At 72.3% G+C, this 17,316-nt stretch carries 18 protein-coding genes; 7 read left to right on the forward strand and 11 right to left on the reverse strand.

What is annotated here, in order from left to right:
* Positions 1 to 2: 2 nt before the first annotated feature.
* A complete protein-coding gene (locus tag AB0O15_RS17515) occupies positions 3 to 932 on the reverse strand; it encodes a hypothetical protein (protein WP_364319444.1) in 930 nt (309 codons plus the stop codon).
* A 117-nt stretch (positions 933 to 1,049) separates the two neighbouring features.
* Positions 1,050 to 1,970, reverse strand: a complete 921-nt coding sequence (locus AB0O15_RS17520; protein ID WP_364319446.1) for a hypothetical protein — start codon at positions 1,968 to 1,970, stop codon at positions 1,050 to 1,052.
* 256 nt (positions 1,971 to 2,226) lie between these two features.
* On the opposite strand from AB0O15_RS17520, the gene AB0O15_RS17525 reads away from it, so the two are divergent.
* The gene (locus tag AB0O15_RS17525) at positions 2,227 to 2,997 is read left to right on the forward strand and encodes a lipase (RefSeq protein ID WP_364319447.1); all 771 of its coding nucleotides are present in this window, start codon (positions 2,227 to 2,229) and stop codon (positions 2,995 to 2,997) included.
* Between the two features lie 108 nt (positions 2,998 to 3,105).
* Here AB0O15_RS17525 and AB0O15_RS17530 read toward each other — a convergent pair whose 3' ends face one another.
* Positions 3,106 to 3,885 carry an SAM-dependent methyltransferase gene (locus tag AB0O15_RS17530; RefSeq protein ID WP_364319449.1) on the reverse strand — a complete coding sequence of 260 codons (780 nt, stop codon included), beginning with the start codon at positions 3,883 to 3,885 and terminating at the stop codon, positions 3,106 to 3,108.
* A gap of 369 nt (positions 3,886 to 4,254) precedes the next feature.
* Here AB0O15_RS17530 and AB0O15_RS17535 point away from each other — a divergent pair, with 369 nt between their 5' ends.
* Positions 4,255 to 5,034, forward strand: coding sequence for a phytanoyl-CoA dioxygenase family protein (locus AB0O15_RS17535; protein ID WP_364319451.1), 780 nt, complete (start codon positions 4,255 to 4,257; stop codon positions 5,032 to 5,034).
* Between the two features lie 89 nt (positions 5,035 to 5,123).
* The gene (locus AB0O15_RS17540; RefSeq protein ID WP_364319453.1) at positions 5,124 to 5,777 is read left to right on the forward strand and encodes a GNAT family protein; all 654 of its coding nucleotides are present in this window, start codon (positions 5,124 to 5,126) and stop codon (positions 5,775 to 5,777) included.
* Here the strand turns inward: AB0O15_RS17540 and AB0O15_RS17545 are convergent.
* Genes AB0O15_RS17545 through AB0O15_RS17555 form a run of 3 tightly spaced genes read right to left on the reverse strand, consistent with a single transcriptional unit; the run spans position 5,774 to position 8,612 of the window.
* Positions 5,774 to 6,604, reverse strand: coding sequence for an ABC transporter permease (locus AB0O15_RS17545; protein ID WP_364319455.1), 831 nt, complete (start codon positions 6,602 to 6,604; stop codon positions 5,774 to 5,776). The genes AB0O15_RS17540 and AB0O15_RS17545 overlap by 4 nt on opposite strands.
* Positions 6,601 to 7,503: an ABC transporter ATP-binding protein gene (locus AB0O15_RS17550; protein WP_364319457.1), complete on the reverse strand. Its 903-nt coding sequence runs from the start codon at positions 7,501 to 7,503 to the stop codon at positions 6,601 to 6,603. Before AB0O15_RS17550 ends, AB0O15_RS17545 begins: the two co-directional genes overlap by 4 nt.
* Entirely contained in the window at positions 7,500 to 8,612 is a 1,113-nt protein-coding gene (locus AB0O15_RS17555; protein WP_364319459.1) for a hypothetical protein, read from the reverse strand. Before AB0O15_RS17555 ends, AB0O15_RS17550 begins: the two co-directional genes overlap by 4 nt.
* A 21-nt stretch (positions 8,613 to 8,633) precedes the next feature.
* Between AB0O15_RS17555 and AB0O15_RS17560 the strand changes: the two genes are divergently transcribed.
* Together AB0O15_RS17560 and AB0O15_RS17565 are read left to right on the forward strand one after the other, a co-directional pair.
* A complete protein-coding gene (locus AB0O15_RS17560) occupies positions 8,634 to 9,554 on the forward strand; it encodes a sigma-70 family RNA polymerase sigma factor (protein ID WP_364319461.1) in 921 nt (306 codons plus the stop codon).
* Positions 9,555 to 9,606: 52 nt separating this feature from the next.
* Complete coding sequence (locus AB0O15_RS17565) at positions 9,607 to 10,425, forward strand: helix-turn-helix transcriptional regulator (RefSeq protein WP_364319463.1); 819 nt, start codon at positions 9,607 to 9,609, stop codon at positions 10,423 to 10,425.
* A gap of 224 nt (positions 10,426 to 10,649) precedes the next feature.
* Here AB0O15_RS17565 and AB0O15_RS17570 read toward each other — a convergent pair whose 3' ends face one another.
* Positions 10,650 to 11,297: a methyltransferase domain-containing protein gene (locus tag AB0O15_RS17570; protein WP_364319465.1), complete on the reverse strand. Its 648-nt coding sequence runs from the start codon at positions 11,295 to 11,297 to the stop codon at positions 10,650 to 10,652.
* Between the two features lie 44 nt (positions 11,298 to 11,341).
* Positions 11,342 to 12,358: an alpha/beta fold hydrolase gene (locus AB0O15_RS17575; protein ID WP_364319467.1), complete on the reverse strand. Its 1,017-nt coding sequence runs from the start codon at positions 12,356 to 12,358 to the stop codon at positions 11,342 to 11,344.
* Positions 12,359 to 12,392: 34 nt separating this feature from the next.
* Between AB0O15_RS17575 and AB0O15_RS17580 the strand changes: the two genes are divergently transcribed.
* Positions 12,393 to 13,223 (forward strand): aminoglycoside phosphotransferase family protein, encoded by an 831-nt coding sequence (locus AB0O15_RS17580; RefSeq protein WP_364319469.1) that lies wholly within the window; start codon positions 12,393 to 12,395, stop codon positions 13,221 to 13,223.
* Positions 13,224 to 13,227: 4 nt separating this feature from the next.
* Here AB0O15_RS17580 and AB0O15_RS17585 read toward each other — a convergent pair whose 3' ends face one another.
* Together AB0O15_RS17585 and AB0O15_RS17590 are read right to left on the reverse strand one after the other, a co-directional pair.
* Positions 13,228 to 14,436: a serpin family protein gene (locus AB0O15_RS17585; protein ID WP_364319471.1), complete on the reverse strand. Its 1,209-nt coding sequence runs from the start codon at positions 14,434 to 14,436 to the stop codon at positions 13,228 to 13,230.
* Between the two features lie 22 nt (positions 14,437 to 14,458).
* Positions 14,459 to 15,397: an SMP-30/gluconolactonase/LRE family protein gene (locus tag AB0O15_RS17590; protein WP_364319473.1), complete on the reverse strand. Its 939-nt coding sequence runs from the start codon at positions 15,395 to 15,397 to the stop codon at positions 14,459 to 14,461.
* Positions 15,398 to 15,465: 68 nt separating this feature from the next.
* On the opposite strand from AB0O15_RS17590, the gene AB0O15_RS17595 reads away from it, so the two are divergent.
* Positions 15,466 to 16,002, forward strand: a complete 537-nt coding sequence (locus AB0O15_RS17595) for a GNAT family N-acetyltransferase (RefSeq protein ID WP_364319475.1) — start codon at positions 15,466 to 15,468, stop codon at positions 16,000 to 16,002.
* Here AB0O15_RS17595 and AB0O15_RS17600 read toward each other — a convergent pair.
* Positions 15,978 to 17,309, reverse strand: coding sequence for a discoidin domain-containing protein (locus tag AB0O15_RS17600; protein WP_364319477.1), 1,332 nt, complete (start codon positions 17,307 to 17,309; stop codon positions 15,978 to 15,980). The two genes, AB0O15_RS17595 and AB0O15_RS17600, sit on opposite strands and share 25 nt — an antisense overlap.
* Positions 17,310 to 17,316: the final 7 nt, after the last annotated feature.

A 17,316-nucleotide genomic window follows, 5' to 3' on the forward strand; every position in this document is an offset into this window, starting at 1 on the left:
GCTCAGGGGGCGATCGTGACGGTGAAGGTGTCCTGGTCGCCGCCGTCGGTCTGGCGGGCGGCGCCGCCGTTCAGCAGGACCAGGGCGGTGCCGGCGCCCAGTGAGCCGGGAACGCTGCCGGCGGGCGCCTTGACGGTCCAGACGAGGTTGCGCTGCTGGCCCTCGGCCAGTTTGCCGCCGGTGACCGAGCAGCCGTTCGTGGCGCCGCCCGGCGGGCGGGGCAGGACGCCGCCGCCCGTGCAGCCGTCGGCCACGTCGAGGTCGGGCCAGTCCTCGATGCCGGCGGGCAGGGCGATCTCGGCGTCCAGGTCGTGGTGCGGGGCGTCACCGTTGTTGCGGACGGTGACCGGGACGAGGCCCTGGAACGTGCCGTCGGCCTGGCGGCGCAGCACGACGTCGCCGGCGGTCACGGTGAGCGCGGCGGTGGTGTCCTGCTCGTAGGGCACCGGGTTGCTGGTCGAGCCGGTGGTCGACTGGAAGATCGCGGCGAACGAGACCGTCGAGCCGCCGGCCTCGATCGTGCCGAGGTCGGGCGCGATCTGGGCGAAGGGCTGCGGCTTGGCCGGCACCACGAACGGGAGCTCGACCAGGCGGGTCTCGCCGGGCTGGATGGGGTCGAGGCCGCAGTTGTAGATCGTCCGGCGGTCCGGGGTCTGACCGAGGCCACAGGCGCCGAGCTGGTCGGTGACGGCGGCGCTCTGAGCGATCGGCTCGGTGAAGGTCACGTCGCCCGAGTAGGGCTGGTCGGAGGTGTTGTGGAACGAGACGGTGAACAGCGCGGTGTGGCCGAACTCGGCCGGCTGCAGGACGAGCCGGGTGTCGGCCTTGATGGTGATGGTGCCGGCCGGTGCGGCCTGGGCGGCCACGGTGCTGCCGAGCAGCAGCGAGCCGGCCGCGAGCGTCAGGACGCCCGCGCGCAGAAGCGTACGCATAGGTGGTTTTTCTCCTTGATCCCCGTAGTTGCGGAACCACCCTAGCGTGACATCGACGACCGTCACGGTGATTAAATCCACACAGGACGGCTCACTGTCCGCGCGCGGGCGAACCGGTCAGCGGGCGACCGTGATGACGAACGTGTCGCGGTTGGCGTCGCCGGGCTGGCCCTCGAGCGCACCGCCGAGCCGAGCGAGCGCGTCGGCCTTGCCGAGCGGTCCGGCCGGGGTGCCCTCGGGCGCGCGCAGCACCCACTGGGCGGTCCGCGACTCGCCCTCGTTGAGCATTCCGCCCGTCACGTCGCACTGGTAGGTCTCGCCGCCCGGCGGCGGAGGCAGGGTCCCGGCCTTGACGCAGGATTCCAGCGACTCCAGGCCCGGCCACTCGTCGAGGCCGGCCGGGAGCGCCACCTCGGTCACGGCGCCCCAGTTCTGGGCATCGCCGTTGTTGCGGACGGTGACCGGGACGCGGCCCTCGAACGTGCCGTCGGCCTGCCGGGTCAGCGTGACGTCGCCGGCGGTCAGCGACACGTCGGCCACGGTGTCCTGCTGGTACGGGACCGGGTCGGCCAGCGAGCCGGTGGTCGAGCGGAACACCGTCGGGACCCGGATCGGCGTCCCGCCACCGAGGTCCAGGACCGCCGGGTTGGGCGTGATCTGGGCGAATGCCTCGGGCTTGGACGGTGAGGCGAAGCGGAGGTCGACGATCCTGGTGGCTCCGGGCTGGATGCCGTCCCACAGGTCGCAGGCGTTGACCGCACGGCCGTCCGGCTCGCGGCCGACCGCGAGGCAATTGACGTCTTCCCCGGTCCGCAGGCTGTCGCGGATGGGCTCGGTGACCCGGAAGCTGACCCACTGCACGTCGTTGCTGGGGTTGTGGAAGGTCACCCGGAGGCGACCGGTGTGCCCGTACGCACCGGGCTCCATGACGATCTGGTCGGAGACGGAGGGCGGCGCCGCCTGGACCGCCACGGCGCTGCCGAGAAGGGTGGTCCCGGCCGCGAGCGCGAGGACCCCCGCGCGCAGAAGAGTTCGCATGTCTCGGCAATGTACAAGACATCTATGAACGTGACTGTAATGACCTCCACATCGGACGGAACACGACGTTTTCGTCCACACCGCGGCCGGTCGCGATCCGGCCCGGCCACCCGGGTCGCCAGCCCTACGGGCGGAGATGTCGGGTACTCGGACCGCGCTCAACGATGCCCGCCTCGATCACGGAGCGTCAACACGATCGGGTTGCCGTTCGGGTGCAGGTGGGTTGCCGCGTGATCAGGCGCGGCATGATGGAGGTGTGTCACCGCGCCGACGGATCCTGGTCATGGCTGTGGGCGTACTCGTCGCCGCGGTCTTGCTCGTCGTGGGCCTGCGCCTGGTCCTCGGGCGCGGCGACTCCGGTGAGAGGCCCGATCAGGGCGCGCTGGGCACGGTGATTCTGGTTCCCGGGTACGGCGGCAGCCAGGTCTCGCTCAGCCGGCTGGCGCAGGTGCTGACCGCCGCCGGCCGCACCGCGACCGTGCTCTCGCTGCCCGACGGCGGCACCGGTGACCTGCTGAAACAGGCCGACACGCTGGACACCGCGGTGCGCGCGGCCCTCGACGGCGGCGCGCCCTCGGTCGACGTGATCGGCTACTCGGCCGGCGGCGTGGTCACCCGCCTCTGGGTCGACCGGCACGACGGCGCCACCGTGGCCCGGCGCATCATCACGCTCGGCTCTCCGCTGCACGGCGCCAACCTGGCCGGCGCCGGCGCCGCCCTCGCCCCCGGCGCCTGCCCGCAGGCGTGCCGCCAGCTCGCCCCGGGCAGCGACCTGCTCGCCGGCATCGACGACGCCGACCTGCCCGAGGGCCTGCCCTGGCTGAGCATCTGGACGGCGAACGACGAGACCGTCCAGCCGCCCGAGTCCGCGGTCCTCGACGGCGCGGTGAACCTGCAGATCCAGAGCATCTGCCCGTCGTCGCGGATCCCGCACGGCGCGCTGCCCACCGACCCGGCCGTGACCGCCGTGGTGCTGGCCGCCCTGGGCACGGAGCCCCTCGCCGCGCCCACGTCCTGCCCGGTCTGACCGCTCGCCGCACGTGACGTTGGTGATCGAGCCGGTGATGGCGCTGGCGTGGCCGGAGGCCAGGAAGGCGGCGGCGCGGGCCACCTCAGCGGTCCCCCGCCGCCGGCTTCACGTCGACGACTTGCGGCCGACCGCGCAGAACTGATCGATCTCGCGGCCGTCGGCGTCGGGCCGCCAGCGGGTGACCGAGACCAGGCCGGGCTCGACGTACTCGAGGCCGTCGAAGAACCGCGCCAGGCGCTCGGGGCTGCGCAGATGGTAGGGCAGGGCGGCCGACTCGTTCCACAGCCGCGCGCTCTCGACGATCTCCGGCGTGATGTCGGTGCCGTCGTAGATCGCCAGGTAGCTGCCCTCGGGCACCGCGGCCATGGCCGTACGCACCAGCTGTTGGGCCACCGCGTCGTCCTCGATGTGCCCCAGGACGCCCATGAAGAGCACCGCGACCGGCTCGGTGAGATCGAGCGTCCGGCCGGCCTCGCGCAGCACGTGGTCCATGTCGTGCAGGTCGGCGGCGAGGTAGGCGGTCGCGCCCTCGGGCCGGCTGGTGAGCAGACGCCGGGCCTGGGCGAGGACCAGCGGGTCGTTGTCGACGTAGACGACGCGGCTCGCCGGCGCCACCGCCTGGGCCACCTCGTGGGTGTTGTTCACGGCCGGGAGCCCGCTGCCGAGGTCGAGGAATTGCCGGACACCGGCCTCCCCGGCCAGGAACCGCACCGCGCGGACCAGGAAGGCGCGGCTGAGCCGGGCGTGTTCGGCCAGCTGAGGCTGCGCGATCAGGATCTGGTCGCCGACCGCCCGGTCCACCTCGAAGTTGTCGGTGCCGCCGAGCAGGTAGTTCCAGATCCGCGCCGTCTGCGGGACCGAGGTGTCGATCTCTTCATCAGCCACCCGCCCATGCTCCTCTGTGGACGCGCTGTCGTCCAGGCTGCGCCGCCACGGGTGATCAAGTCGGTCGACGAGACGCGGTCCTCCGGCGCGGCCCCGGCCGGAGCGCGACCACGCCCGACTCGGCCGAGGAGCTGCGCGCGGGCCGTCGCCGACGCCGTCGCGTTCCTGAGCCGGGTGTCCGGCACCTAACCGCCGGACAAGCCGGCACCGAGAACAGGGGCGAGGCGGGCGGCCAGGGCCGGGTCGGCGAGCCCGACTTCGGCGATCAGCGCGGTCGTGGCCGCGGCGAGGGCACGGGTGAGTTCGGCCTGATCGAGCGCGCCACTTTATTGGCTGGGCCCCGGGCCGGAAAACGGCGACCATGGCGGCATGGATGTCGGGGGCTTCGTAAGCGACGGCTATGTCGTGGTCCGTGGGGCGTTCGACGCCGCCACGGCCGCGGGCTGCCGGCAGATCATCTGGGACGTGCTCGCCGAGCAGGGTGTGCGGGCCGACGACCGGGACACCTGGCAGCGGCCGTCGATCCGGATCGACACCCCGGACGGGGAGCCGTTCCGGACGGCCGCGGGGTCGCCGGCTCTCGAAGCGGCGTACGACGAGCTCATCGGCGCGGGGCGGTGGAGCCGGCGGCCCGACGTCGGCGGGACGGTGCCGGTGCGGTTCCCGGCCGAGGAGTACCCCGGTGAGGTCGGCTGGCACATCGAGGGCTCCTGGTGGAAGGACGGCGAGTGGTGGGCCGACGTGACCTCCCGGGCGCGTGGCCTGCTGGCCCTGTTCCTGTTCTCGGACGTGGGGCCGGAGGATGCGCCGACCCGGCTCGTCCTGGGCTCACACCGCTACGCGGCGGCCGCCCTGGCCACCCGGGGCGAGGCCGGCATGCCCGGCGGGGACGTGCCCGGCCTGTTGCGCCCGTCGACCCTCGTCCGGACGACGGCCGAGGCCACCGGGGCCGCGGGCGACGTCTACCTGTGCCACCCGTTCATCGTGCACACCGCCACCTGGCCGCACCGCGGCACCCAGCCGCGCATGATGGCCCAGCCCGCCATCCACGTCGCGGACGGCTTCGCGCTCGACGGCTCCGACCCGTCGCCGGTCGCCCGGGCCATCGTCGAGGGCCTGACCGACACCAGCCAGCTCCGGGACGGGTGAACCATCCTCGAAGGCGTGACCGGCACCAGTCAGCTCCGGGACCGGTGAAATCGCGTGCGGCGGCCGGGCCGGCTGGCTACCGTCCGGACGTGGCACACACCTATCCCCCGCTGAACGTGGAAGTCCGCACGCCGCGTCTGACGCTGGCCGGCGCGTCCGACGAGCTGCTGGAACGGCTGGTGCCGCTGGTACGGGCCGGGATCGCCGATGTCGAGCCGTGGCCGTTCGACGACCCGACGTCGTTCTACGCCGACAGCCCGGAGCGTGAATGGCGGTGGTTGCGCGGCGTCTGGGCCGGTCGCGCCCGGATGAGCCCGGAGGCGTGGCGGCTCTACTTCGCCGTGCTGGTCGACGGCGAGCCGGTCGGGATGCAGGACCTCGTCGGCCGGAACTTCACCGCGTTCGGCACGGTGTCCAGCTTCTCGTGGCTGGCCCCCGGCCGCCGCGGACAGGGGCTGGGCAAGGAGATGCGGGCGGCGATCCTGCACCTGGCCTTCGCCGGGCTGGGCGCGCGCGAGGCCGGCAGCGACGCCTTCGTCGACAATGAGGCGTCCAACCGCATCTCCCGCGGCCTGGGCTACGAACCGAACGGCCTGGACTGGGACACCCGCCGCGGCGAGCCCGGCCGGATCCAGCAGTGGCTGCTCACCCGCGACGCGTGGGAGCGCGTCCGCCGGGACGACATCGAGCTGACCGGCGTCGAGGAGTGCCTGCCCGTCCTGAGCATCACGGGCGAGAGCTAGTTGCTGATGTCGCGGGTCATGAAGTTGGCCCAGGCCGCGCCCAGCAGGACCACCAGGAAGACCAGCTGGATGCCGGCGCCGCGTTCGATGTCGCGCCACAGGATCGGGTCGCGGAAGAAGTCGACCCAGGCCAGCCAGTAGCGGGTCGGCAGGTAGGGCCGGATCGCCGCGGCCGCGTCCAGGGTGACCAGCACCTGGCTGGTCACCAGCACGGCCAGCGCGCCCATGGCCGCGCCCAGGCCCGAGTCGGTGATGGTGGACAGGAACAGCGCGATCGCCGCCACCGAGAGCATCGAGATCACGATGTACGCGACCGTGGCCAGCAGGCGCATGACCAGCCCGAACGGCGTGATCGTGACACCGGACAGCGACGTCACGTCGGCGGGGATGGCCACGCCGGCGGCCGGCTCGCCGCCGAACATCGTGATGCCGGTCAGGAACGACGTGAGCAGCACCGCGCCGATCGCGAAGAGCACGAACACGATCAGCGCGACCAGCTTGGCGACCAGCAGGCGGGTGCGCCCGACCGGCCGGATCAGCAGGTAGCGCAGGGTGCCCTGGGACGCTTCGCCGGCCACCGAGTCGCCGGCCAGCACGGCCACCGAGACCGGCAGGAACACGGGCATGACCAGGGCCATCGCCGCCGCCGGATAGAGCGAGCCGTTGCTCAGCACCGCCGACAGGAACGCACCGCCCTGCCCGGGTGGCGGCGGGATCCGGGTGGTCGCCAGGAACACCGCCACCACGAAGGGCAGGGCGCAGAGCAGACCCGCGATGACGTACGTGCGGGGCCGCCGGAACAGCTTCGCGATCTCGACACGGATCATGAGACACGGTCCGAACTGGTCGTGGTGGCCTCGAGGACCACCTGTTCGAGAGTTCGCCGCTCGGCGCCGATCGAGGTCACCCGGATCCCGGCCTGGACGAGCTCGGTGTTGAGGTCGCCCGGATCAGCATGCCGCACGGTCAGCCGGGAGCCGTCGCGCTTCTCGACCCGGCCGTTCAGCAGGGCCACCACGCGATCCGGCTCCGGCGTACCCACCAGAACCCGGCCGGTCGGCGCGCGCAGCGCGGACAGCTCGTCCTGCAGCACCAGACGGCCGCGGTCCATCACCCCGACCCGCGAGCACAGCGCGTCGATCTCGCCGAGCAGGTGGCTGGACAGGAAGACGGTGGTGCCCTCGGCGTTGAGCTCGGCCAGCAGGTCGCGGATCTCGCGGATGCCGCGCGGGTCGAGGCCGTTGGTCGGCTCGTCCAGGACCAGGAGCCGCGGTTGCCGCAGGAGGGCGGCGGCCAGGCCGAGGCGTTGTCGCATGCCCAGCGAGTACGCCTTGACGGGGCGCCGGTCGATGCCGGCCAGGCCGACGCGTTCCAGCGCCTCGCCGACCCGCCGCTTCCGGTCGGAACGGCTGCCACCGGGGCCGGCGGCGTCCATCAGCGTCAGGTTGGCCCGGCCGTTGAGGTGCGCGTACAGGCCGGGTCCCTCGACCATGGCGCCGATCCGCGGCAGCGCCTCGCGTACCCGTCGGGGGACCTTGAACCCCAGCACCTCGATCTCGCCGCGGGTGGCGAAGACCAGACCGAGCAGCATCCGGACCAGCGTGGTCTTGCCGGAGCCGTTGGGGCCGAGCAGCCCGTAGCGGTCGCCCTCGCGCACGTCCAGATCGACGCCGTCCACGGCGGTGACCTGCCCGTACGTCTTGACGAGGCCCCTGGTCGTGATCATCGCGCGCTCCTCGCGAGGTCGGCGGCGACGCGGCGCAGCACGGCCGGCTGGACGAAGCCGGCGACCAGGTAGACGCGGTCGGTACTGACCGCGAGAATCGTCAGCAGCCCGGTGCCGAGGACCACCCCGTGACCGCCGTCGAGATGGACGTCGGCGCCGTACGTGTCGATCCGGTCGAACGCCTGGTCGCCGAACCGGCCGGGCAGCGTGATCACCACGAACTGGGCCAGGCCGTCGCCGTAGGACGCGGCCGACGTGAGGCCCTCGACCGCGGTGTTGCGCTGCTCGCCGCCCAGCGTCGCCGGCAGGTCGCCGCCGCGCCGCCGCCGCGAGATCTGACCGAGCAGGTCGGGCGCGTCGGTGACCTGCACGTCGTCGAGGGACGGCGGGGTGACCGTCCGTGCCGCCGGAGCGGTCATCGTCACGGAGAAGAACCGCGTGGTGAACACGGGGCGTTCGCCGCCCTTCGCGGTCACCTCGGCCTGCAACGGCAGCCCGGTCGACGGGTCGGCCCAGACGTCGACGTGGTCGATCGTGGTGTCCGGACCGGCCGGGAGGACGCGCAGGCCGGCGGCGGGGATCCCGGCCACCCGCTTGCCCTCGACCGGCACGAGCCGATCGCCGGCGGAGAGTTTGAGCAGCCGCCGCACCAGCTCGGGCGGGACCAGGTCGGCCGGCCGGGGCAGACGCACCGGCTGCTCGCCGACCACCTGGGTGAGGCGGTTGTCGCCGAAGTCCCAGATGAACTGACTGTCCTGGTACTGGTAGGTGTCGCGCTCGGTGGCGCCGTCGATCACGTCCACCCGCCAGCTGTCCGGGCCGGCGTACCAGACCCGCATCTCGGTGCGGCTGGACAGCGGGCGGGTGATCTCGGTGAGGTTGGGCAGCGGCGGCAACGGCAGCAGGCCGCTGCTCTGCGCGTACCCCTGAAAAGCTTGACCGGCGGACGCGACCATCCGGTCACGCAGGGTCTGCGGGTCGGCGGTGGTCGCGGCCGGTGCGGGCCTCAGGCTCAACACGATGGGTACGCTGCAGAGCACGACGACCACGGCGGCGACCGCGATCCATCGTCGCCACGCCTGCCCGCTGACCACCGTCGTTGGTTGCATTGTCAAGCAAAGGTACCTCGCGTGATCCCGTTCGATGATCTCGTCGCGCCGCTGCGCCGGGAACTCCATGCCCACTGCTACCGCATGCTCGGCTCGAGCCACGACGCGGACGACGCGGTGCAGGAGGCCCTGGTCCGGGCGTGGCGCGGGATGGACCGCTTCGAGGGGCGCGGCTCGGCGCGGTCGTGGCTCTACACCATCGCCACCCGTACCTGTCTGGACCTGATCGAGAAGCGCGGGCGGCGGGCGCTGCCGATGGACCTGGGACCGGCCAGCGATCACACGGTGCTCACCGACGCGCCGGTGACCGAGGTGGCGTGGCTGGGCCCGTACCCGGACGCCGGGCTGCGCGCCGAGGAGCGCGAGTCGGTCGAGCTGGCCTTCGTCGCCGCGCTCCAGCATCTGCCCGGCAACCAGCGGGCGGCGCTGCTGCTCGTCGAGGTGCTCGGCTTCTCGGCCGCGGAGGTCGCGGAGCTGATGGCCACCACGCCCGCGTCGGTCAACAGCGCGCTGCAGCGGGCGCGGTCGGCCAAGCTTCCGTCGCGTACGCAGCAGCAGGTCCTCCGCAAGCTCGGCGACGCCGGCGTACGGTCGCTGGTCACGTCCTTCGCCGACGCGCTGGAGCAGGGTGACGCCGACGGCCTGGTGGCCCTGCTGACCAAGGACGTCACCTGGTCGATGCCGCCGATGGCCCACTGGTACGCCGGCCTCGGCGCGGTGACCGACTTCGCGATCAAGGTCCCGCTGACCTCGTGCGGCCGCTGGCAGCACCGCCCGGTGGCGGCCAACGGCCAGCCCGCGGTCGCCTCCTACCTCGAGGGCCGGTTCTGGTCGATCAACGTGTTCACCGTGGCCGGCGACCGCATCGAATCCATAACGTCCTTCCTCGGCGACGACCAGGCCGCACTGTTCGGCCTGCCCCTTCACCCCGCACCGGCATAGGGGGATTGTCAGGGCCTCCTCACCGGGGCCCGATCATGCCTACGGTTGAGGCATGACCGAGGAGAACCTGCTGGGCGCCTTCCTCCGCGCCCGCCGCGAACTCGTCACGCCCGCGCAGGCGGGTGTCCCGGTCGTCGGCGTGCGGCGGGTGCCCGGCCTGCGCCGCGAGGAGGTCGCGATGCTGGCCGGCATCAGCGCCGACTACTACCTGCGGCTCGAACGCGGCCGCGACCGCAGCCCATCCGTGCAGGTCCTCGAGTCGCTGGCCCGGGTTCTGCGGCTCGACGACGACGCCCGGGCCTACCTGCTCAGCCTGGCCGCCGACAAGCCCCGCTCGGTGCGCCGCCGCCGCACCGAGACCCTCCCGCCCAGCACCGCCCAGCTCGTGGCCATGCTCCCGCTGCCCGCCTTCGCCGAGGGCCGCTGCCTCGACGTGCTGGCCGCCAACCCGCTGGCCACGGCCCTGTCCCCACGGCTGGTCCCGGGCCGCAACCGGGTCCGCGACGTGTTCCTCGAGCCGGCCGAGCAGGCCCTGTTCCCCGACTGGGAGGTGGCCGCGGCCGGCATCGTCGCCGGCCTCCGCGAGGCCGTCGGCACCGACACCGACGACCCGCGCTTCATCGAGCTGGTCGGCGAGCTGTCCCTGGCCAGCCCCTTGTTCCGCACCCTGTGGGCCCGCCACGACGTACGCCCCCGCGGCAGCGCGGTCGTCCCCTTCCAGCACCCGCAGGTGGGTGAGCTACGCCTCAACCGCGAAAAGCTCCACATCAGCGGTACGGACGGCATCATGCTCGTCATCTACCACCCCGACCCGGGCACCACCGCCGCCGACAAACTGGCCCTCCTCAGCTCGGCGATCCTCACCCCCTAGGTCCTGTCTCAAATTCGCTTTCGGGGCAGAACAACTGGGATTGAATTTGAGACAAGACCTAGGAGACCCCGCCCATGTTCTGCCGGTCCGACCGCTGTCACCCGCCCGCGCCGCCGACACCCCCGCCCGCCACCGACCCCAAGGCCTGCGTGGTTGTCCAGTCCCCCCGCCGCTGGAAGCACAAGCCCCGCCGCCCCGGCCGCAACGCCGCCTACCGCCCCGCGTCACGCTGACGCGATCCCGGCCACCTGGGTATTGAACGTGACGAACGGGCTGTGCAGCCGGTAGGGCTCGATCTCGACCCGGGCGAACCCCGCCGCGCGCACCAGGCCGGCCAGGTCGCGCTCGCACGAGCAGCCCTCGAACGTCCAGGCCCACGGCCGGCGCAGCGCCCGCTGAAGCACGCGCGTCGGGGTGCCGTCCCGCGCCACGACGTGCTCCACGAAGCGGAAGGTGCCGCCGGGACGCAGGATGCGGCGGACCTCGGTCAGGACCTCGGCCGGGTCGGCCACCGTGCAGAGCACCAGCGACGAGATCACGCAGTCGGCGCTGCCGTCCGGCAGGCCGGTGCGCTCGGCGAGCCGGTCACGCAGATCCAGATGTACGCCACGGCGCTCGGCCGCCGCCCGCAGCCGCCGGTGCATCGGCACGTTGGGCTCGATGGCGATGAGGGTCGACCCCGGCCGCAGGTAGCGGAGGTTCGCGCCCACCCCCGGCCCCAGCTCGACCACGGTCGCGGGCAGGCCGGCGTAGACCCGCCGCTTGTGCCGCCGCACGTTCCGTTCGATGTACGGCCCCATGACGCTGAAGAAGGCGGCGTTGAAGGCCCCGCGCGCCCGATGCACCTCGAAGCCGGTCCTGATGTCTGTCACGGGAGCCACTCTGCGCGCCGCCCGCCGGCCTGTCAGGCGTGGAACTACCCCAGTGTGCGGTTTTCGCTGACCCAGCCGGCGATCTGCGCGCGCGACCGGAACCCCAGCCGCAGCCGGATCCGTTCCACATGCCCTTCGGCCGAGCGCTCGTCGATCCCCAGCCGCGCCGCGATCTCCCGGTTCGTGCACCCCTGGCGGACCAGGTCGGCCACCTCCCGCTGGCGAGCCGTGAGCCCGTCGGCCCGTCGCCGCGGGACGGGCAAACCCAGGAACCGCCGGACCACCCGGATCAGTTCGTCCCGGTCCCCCGCGTACGGCAGATGCGACCGCCCCGGCACCAGCTCCAGCCGGGCGCCGCCGATCCCGCCGGCCAGCGCTTCCGCCTGCGCCACGGGCGCCGCCCGATCTCCCGTCCGATGCACCACCAGGGTGGGCGCCCGCACTTGGCCCAGCCGGTCGGTCACGTCGAGCTGGTAGCTGAGCGCCAGCAACGCCCGCGCGGTCGCCGCACTGGAGCAGGCCCGCTGATACCGGGCCAGCTCGGCCCTGGTGGCCCGATCGGCGTCCGGCGCGAAGATGTCGGTGAGCACGTCGGACCCCAGCCCCCAGTGCGATTCGATCAACCCCAGAACATGATCGCGTACGCCCGGCGCGGACAACTCGTCGCCGCGCACCCAGCCGCCGTACAGCACCAGCCGCCGCACCGTCTCGGGATGGTCCGCGGCCCAGGCCACCGCCACCGGCGCGCCCATCGAGGTGCCCATCAGATCGAACGGTTCACCCAGCGTGGCCGCGACCGCCCCCAGCTGTTCGAGCTCGAACTCCAGCGAGGCCGCCCGCCCCGTGCCCGCCGACAGCCCGCACCCGGCCCGGTCGTACCGCACCAGCCGGCCGTCGCGGGCCAGCCCTTCGTAGAGCGCCCGCTCGGCCGGCAGCTCCCATCCCAGCTCGAGGTGCGTGAGCCAGCCCATCACATAGACCAGCGGCCGCCCGCTCCCGACCACGGCGTAGGCCACAGCGGTGCCATCCGCCAACACCACCTGATCAAGCCGCTGCCGCACCAGGCGATTATCACCCCGGACTAAGATCGTCCAAATGCCGTTCCAGGGTCCGGAGGCCGTCGGCCGGCGGTATGCGCTTCCGGTTCACCCGATGCCGGGCGGTGACGCCAACCGGTGTTACGCGGTCGGTGACTCGCTCGTTCTGCGGGTTCCCCGCGACGCCTCGGCCGCGGCTGATCTGGCGCGCGAGGCGGTCGTCATCCCGTACGCGATCGCCGCTGGGGTGCCGACGTCGTCGATCGTCGAGTACACCGGCGATCACATGATCGTCACCCGGGTTCCGGGCGCGGACGCCGTGGACGTGCCCGTCTCGGCTGAATTCTACGAATTGGTGGGTGAAGGGCTGGCCGCCCTGCATACGGTCACGTCCGTGCCGGGGCTCCGCGCCGACGCCCCCGACGACCCCCTCGCGCTGGTGAACACGTATGCGGGCGACGGGCTCATCGACCCGGCGACGGCGCACTGGCTCACCGCGTGGTTCGAGAAACTGCGACGCCCGCCGCTGCCGGTCGTTCTCGTCCACGGTGATGTGGCGCCGCAGAACCTGATGGTGGACGCCGGTGGGCGCTTCACCGGGTTCGTCGACTGGGGTGACGCCCGGCTCGCCGACCCGGCCACCGACTTCGCGAAACTGCCGCTGCCGTCGGTGGATCAGGCCCTCCGTGGTTACCTCGGCTCCGCCGACCTGGGCGACTGGCCCGCCCGGGTCCTGGGGCACCACCTGCATTGGGCCCTCGGGCGGCTCGCCAGCCCCACCCCGGTGCCCGCGGGGCGGCACTGGACCGCGTCGCCGTACGCGCGGCTGTTCGGCATCATGCGGTTCTTCACGGCGCCGCCCGAACCGTGGGCCGGGCTTCTGCCCTAGCGGCCTAGCCACGCGGGTCGGTCACCGAACCCAGAAACAGGATCGTGCCGGTCGGCCGGTCGGAGATGGTGAACATGAACGGGCGGTCGACGCGGAAGACGCGCCGGCCGACCTGGGCCGAGGTGGCCATCGCGCCGCCCGAGACGGCGGCCGCCTCGGTGCCCTTCTCGTCGACCCGGATGTAGGTCTTCTGCACGACCTTGCTCAGGGCGGTCGCCTGCGGGGACAGCGGGCGGAAGTCGGCCTGGCCGGGTGCGAAGGCGGTGGGCATGCCCAGCTGCTTGAGCTGGTCGGTGAGCTCGCCCTTCCAGTGCAGCTCGAACTTGGGCAGGGCCACCTCGTCGATCCGCTCCTCGTCGAGGCTGTCCACGGCCGTCCGCCATTCGGCGCCGTCGAGGCGGGGCATCTGCTCACCCTCGTCGGGCAGCATGATCTCCATGCCGTAGCGGCCGTCCTCGCCGTAGGGCAGGCGCAGCATGCGGTAGCCGTCGCGCTCGGCGTACCCGAAGGTCGCGTTGCTCTTGTGCATGGTCGGGACCTCGCCGATGGCGCCGAATCTGGCCGGGCGGGTGGCGGCGGGGTCGAACTCGGTCTTCCACTCGCCGAGGAAATACACCGCGTTGAGCAGCACCATGACGGCCTGGGGATCGGGCAGGCCCAGGTCGGCGGCGATCTTGTCGATGCGGCCGTTGGTGTTCTCGGCGGCCCAGGCGTCGATCTCCTCGGCCGTCTCCGGCGAGCCCAGGTCACGCTGCTCGGCGGTCGCCCCGAAAGCCTTGCGCGCGAAGGTCAGGTAGTCCTTTTGCAGCGGCACACCCTGGCCGGCCCAGAGCGAGTCGGCCACCGACAGCGTCACGTCGTCGGTCGCGGCCAGCTCCCGCAGCAACGCGCCCACTCGCACGTCACGCCGCTCGCGGAGGTGGAGCACGCCGGCGATCTCGTCGGCGGTCGCACCATCGGCGCCGGCCAGCAACATGGCCAGCAGCACGGTGATCGACAGCGGCGACGTGACCGTGTTCTGCCGCTTGTCGTCGACCTGGTCGAACAGCTCGAAGGCGAACTCGTCGACCGACTGCCCGACCGTCCGGGCGTCCCCCGGCGCGAGCTCGGCGACCAGCTCGGGATCGATCCGAGCCGCGTCCCCCGGCGTGCCCGGCCCACCACACCCGGCAAGCACCAGCACGATGACCAGAAGTAAGGCTTTGACCCGCACGGCGACTTGGACGCGGCTCGGTTCAGAACGGTTCCAGCACCGCGATCGCGGACTCGTGCAGGCTGCTGAGCCACACGCGGCCGTCGTGCTCCCGGACGCCGGTCACCATGTGGAACCGGTCGAGATGCTCGTGATCGTCAACCGACAGGTCGTGAACCAGCGTTCCCTCGGTGGAGTAGGCCTGTACCCGGATCGTCCGCCGCTCGGAGGGTTGCAGACGCTCGGGGATCCGGGTGACGCCCCGCCGCAGCCACATCGGACCGCGTTGCAGCCGCTCGACCAGCGGGTCGCGCGGGCTGGCGAGCGCGACCCAGATCAAGCCGTCGCCACCGGAGGACAGGTTGTCGGGGTAGCCGGGAAGATCGGACACCAGGACCTCGCCGGCTCCGGCCCGCGGCCCGGTGAGCCACCGGCGCATGAGCGTACGCGTGGCCGTCTCGGCCACCACGATGAACGACCCGTCGCCGGCCAGCGCCACCCCGTTGGCGAACGCCAACCCGTCGAGCAGCGTCACGACCTCACCGTCCGGCCGCCGCTGGAGCAGCCGCCCGGTGCGGGTCACCTCGACCATCTCGGCCTTCCACTCGGCGATCGGGTGGACGGTCGACGAGTCCGAGAAGTAGACGGTCCCGTCGCCGGCCACCGCCGCGTTGTTGCAGAACCGCATCGGCACGCCGTCGACCGCCGTCACGAGGATCTCGACCGCTCCGTCACCGGGGTCGACCAGCAGCAGCCCGCGCACGGCGTCGCAGATCAGCAACCGCCCGTCCGGGAAGAGCTCGATGCCGAGCGGTCGCCCACCGGTGTTCGCGACCGCGTCGACCCGCCGGCCGTCCGCGCTGACCCGGTGAACAACGCCGTCCTTGGTGCCGGTGAAGATCGAGCCCTCGTACGCGCCGCCGGTAGCCACCACGACGTCCTCGGTGCCCTCGCCGGGCACGTCAACGAGCCGGAAGCGCATTGCCCCACCGCCTTTCCGGGCCAAACACTAGACCAACCGACGACCGGACTCCGCCGATATGATCGGGTGTGACCTCTTTGCGGACGGAACGGCTGGAGCTGCGGGGCTGGCGGGACGACGATCTCGACGCGGTCGTGGCGATGAACGCCGACCCCGAGGTGATGCGCTACATCATGGACGGGTCGGTGCTGGATCGGCGGCAGAGCGCGGACAAGCTGCGGAAGTGGCGGCGGGACTGGGAGCAGCGCGGGTTCGGGTTGTTCGCGGTCGACCTGCGTTCGACCGGCGAGTTCGTCGGGTGGGCGGGGCTCGCGGTGCCCGAGTTTCTGCCCGAGGTGCTGCCGGCGGTCGAGATCGGGTGGCGGTTCGTGCGCGGCGCCTGGGGCCATGGGTACGCCACGGAGGCCGCCCGGGCCGCGTTGCGGTTCGGCTTCGACGAGGTGGGGCTCGATCGGGTGGTCAGCATCAGGCATGTGGACAACGAGCGCTCGGCGCGGGTGATGGAGAAGCTGGGGCTGGGGTACGAGTTCAGCACGATCGTCCCGAGCACCGAGCAGCCCGTTGCCGTCCACGCGACGGGTCAGCCGTACACCTCGAATTCGTAGACGCGGGCGGCGCTGGTGCCGGACTGCTCGGCGGTCAGCACGTCGAGGCGCACGTAGCGGCCGGTTGCGCTCGCGAGGTGGGTGGTCACGTCGGCCGTGTTTCCGCGGGCCTGGACGACCGTCGTCCAGGTGGTTCCGTCGGCCGAGACCGCGATGTTGTAGTCGCGGGTGTTCCACGACGCCGACTCGCCGCCGGCGCCGGCATGCCGTACCACGAAACCGGTCAACGACCGGCCGGCGCCGAGGTCGACCTGGAGCTGCTTGGTGGCGGCGGTCGAGCACCACTTGTCGGTGGTGCCGCCCGAGACGCTGCCGTTGACCGCCTTGGCCGGCGCCTCGGTGGTGGCGCACGACGCCGAGCCGGTGGCCGTGCGGTTCAGCGCGAGGTTGCTGCCCGGCGGCAGGGACGGCGTCGTCGACCCGGTGGCGTTGTTGACCGCGGCCGCGTACTGCGCGGGGGTGCCCTGCGCGGCGCAGGCCTGCATGTCGTCGAAGAGCCAGAGGAAGCCGCCCGGGATGCCGGCCGAGCTGGCCCAGCCACGCATGCGGCTCTCGACGGTGGCGGGGGTGTCGCCGCTCGCGCAGCCGCTGCCGTGCCGGCTCCACAGCCCCGGGTCGACCGGCATGCCGAGCTGCTGGGCCCAGGTGGCCGGGTTGTTGCCGGCGCCACCCGCGTACGCCTGGAGGTAGACCCGGTCGACGGCCGCGCCGAGGTTGTTCTTGAGGCTGCGCCAGAAGGCCATGTTCGTGTACGGCACGAAGGTGAACTTGTAGCCCTGCCCGATGACCATGTTGGCGAACGCGGTGGTGGTCGTCAGGTCGTACTGCTGCTCGTCGTCGTCGTTGATCGCGTCGGCGCCGGTGATCGTTCGCAGCACCTGGAAGTTGCGGTAGAGGACGCTGCCGGAGCCGGTGCCGTCCCGCTCGATCAGGGTCTTGATCGCGCCCCAGTCGTTGGGGCCGGCCGACCCGACCGACACCTCGATCCGGTTGACCGACGTGGGCGCCCGCTTGAGGGTGGCGAGCCGGGCCGGCCAGCCCGAGTCGCCCACGTACTGCCCGTTGGAGATGATGCGGATGTCGTTGAGCCACAGGTCGCCGGTGTCGGCCCGGACGTGGATGGCCCAGAGCACGACGGTGGTGAACCCGGAGGACCGCAGGGTGTCCATGACGCCCTGACCGCCGCTGTAGAACGGGCCACCGCCGTAGATGGCCGAACGCCCGGCCGCGGCCGAGGCCGGCGAAGGCACCCCGGTCATCACCATCGAGACGATCACGGCCAGGAGAATTCCGATTCGGACACGCATGAGCACC

It is taken from the genome of Actinoplanes sp. NPDC089786, from assembly GCF_040684855.1.
Lineage (GTDB): Bacteria > Actinomycetota > Actinomycetes > Mycobacteriales > Micromonosporaceae > Actinoplanes.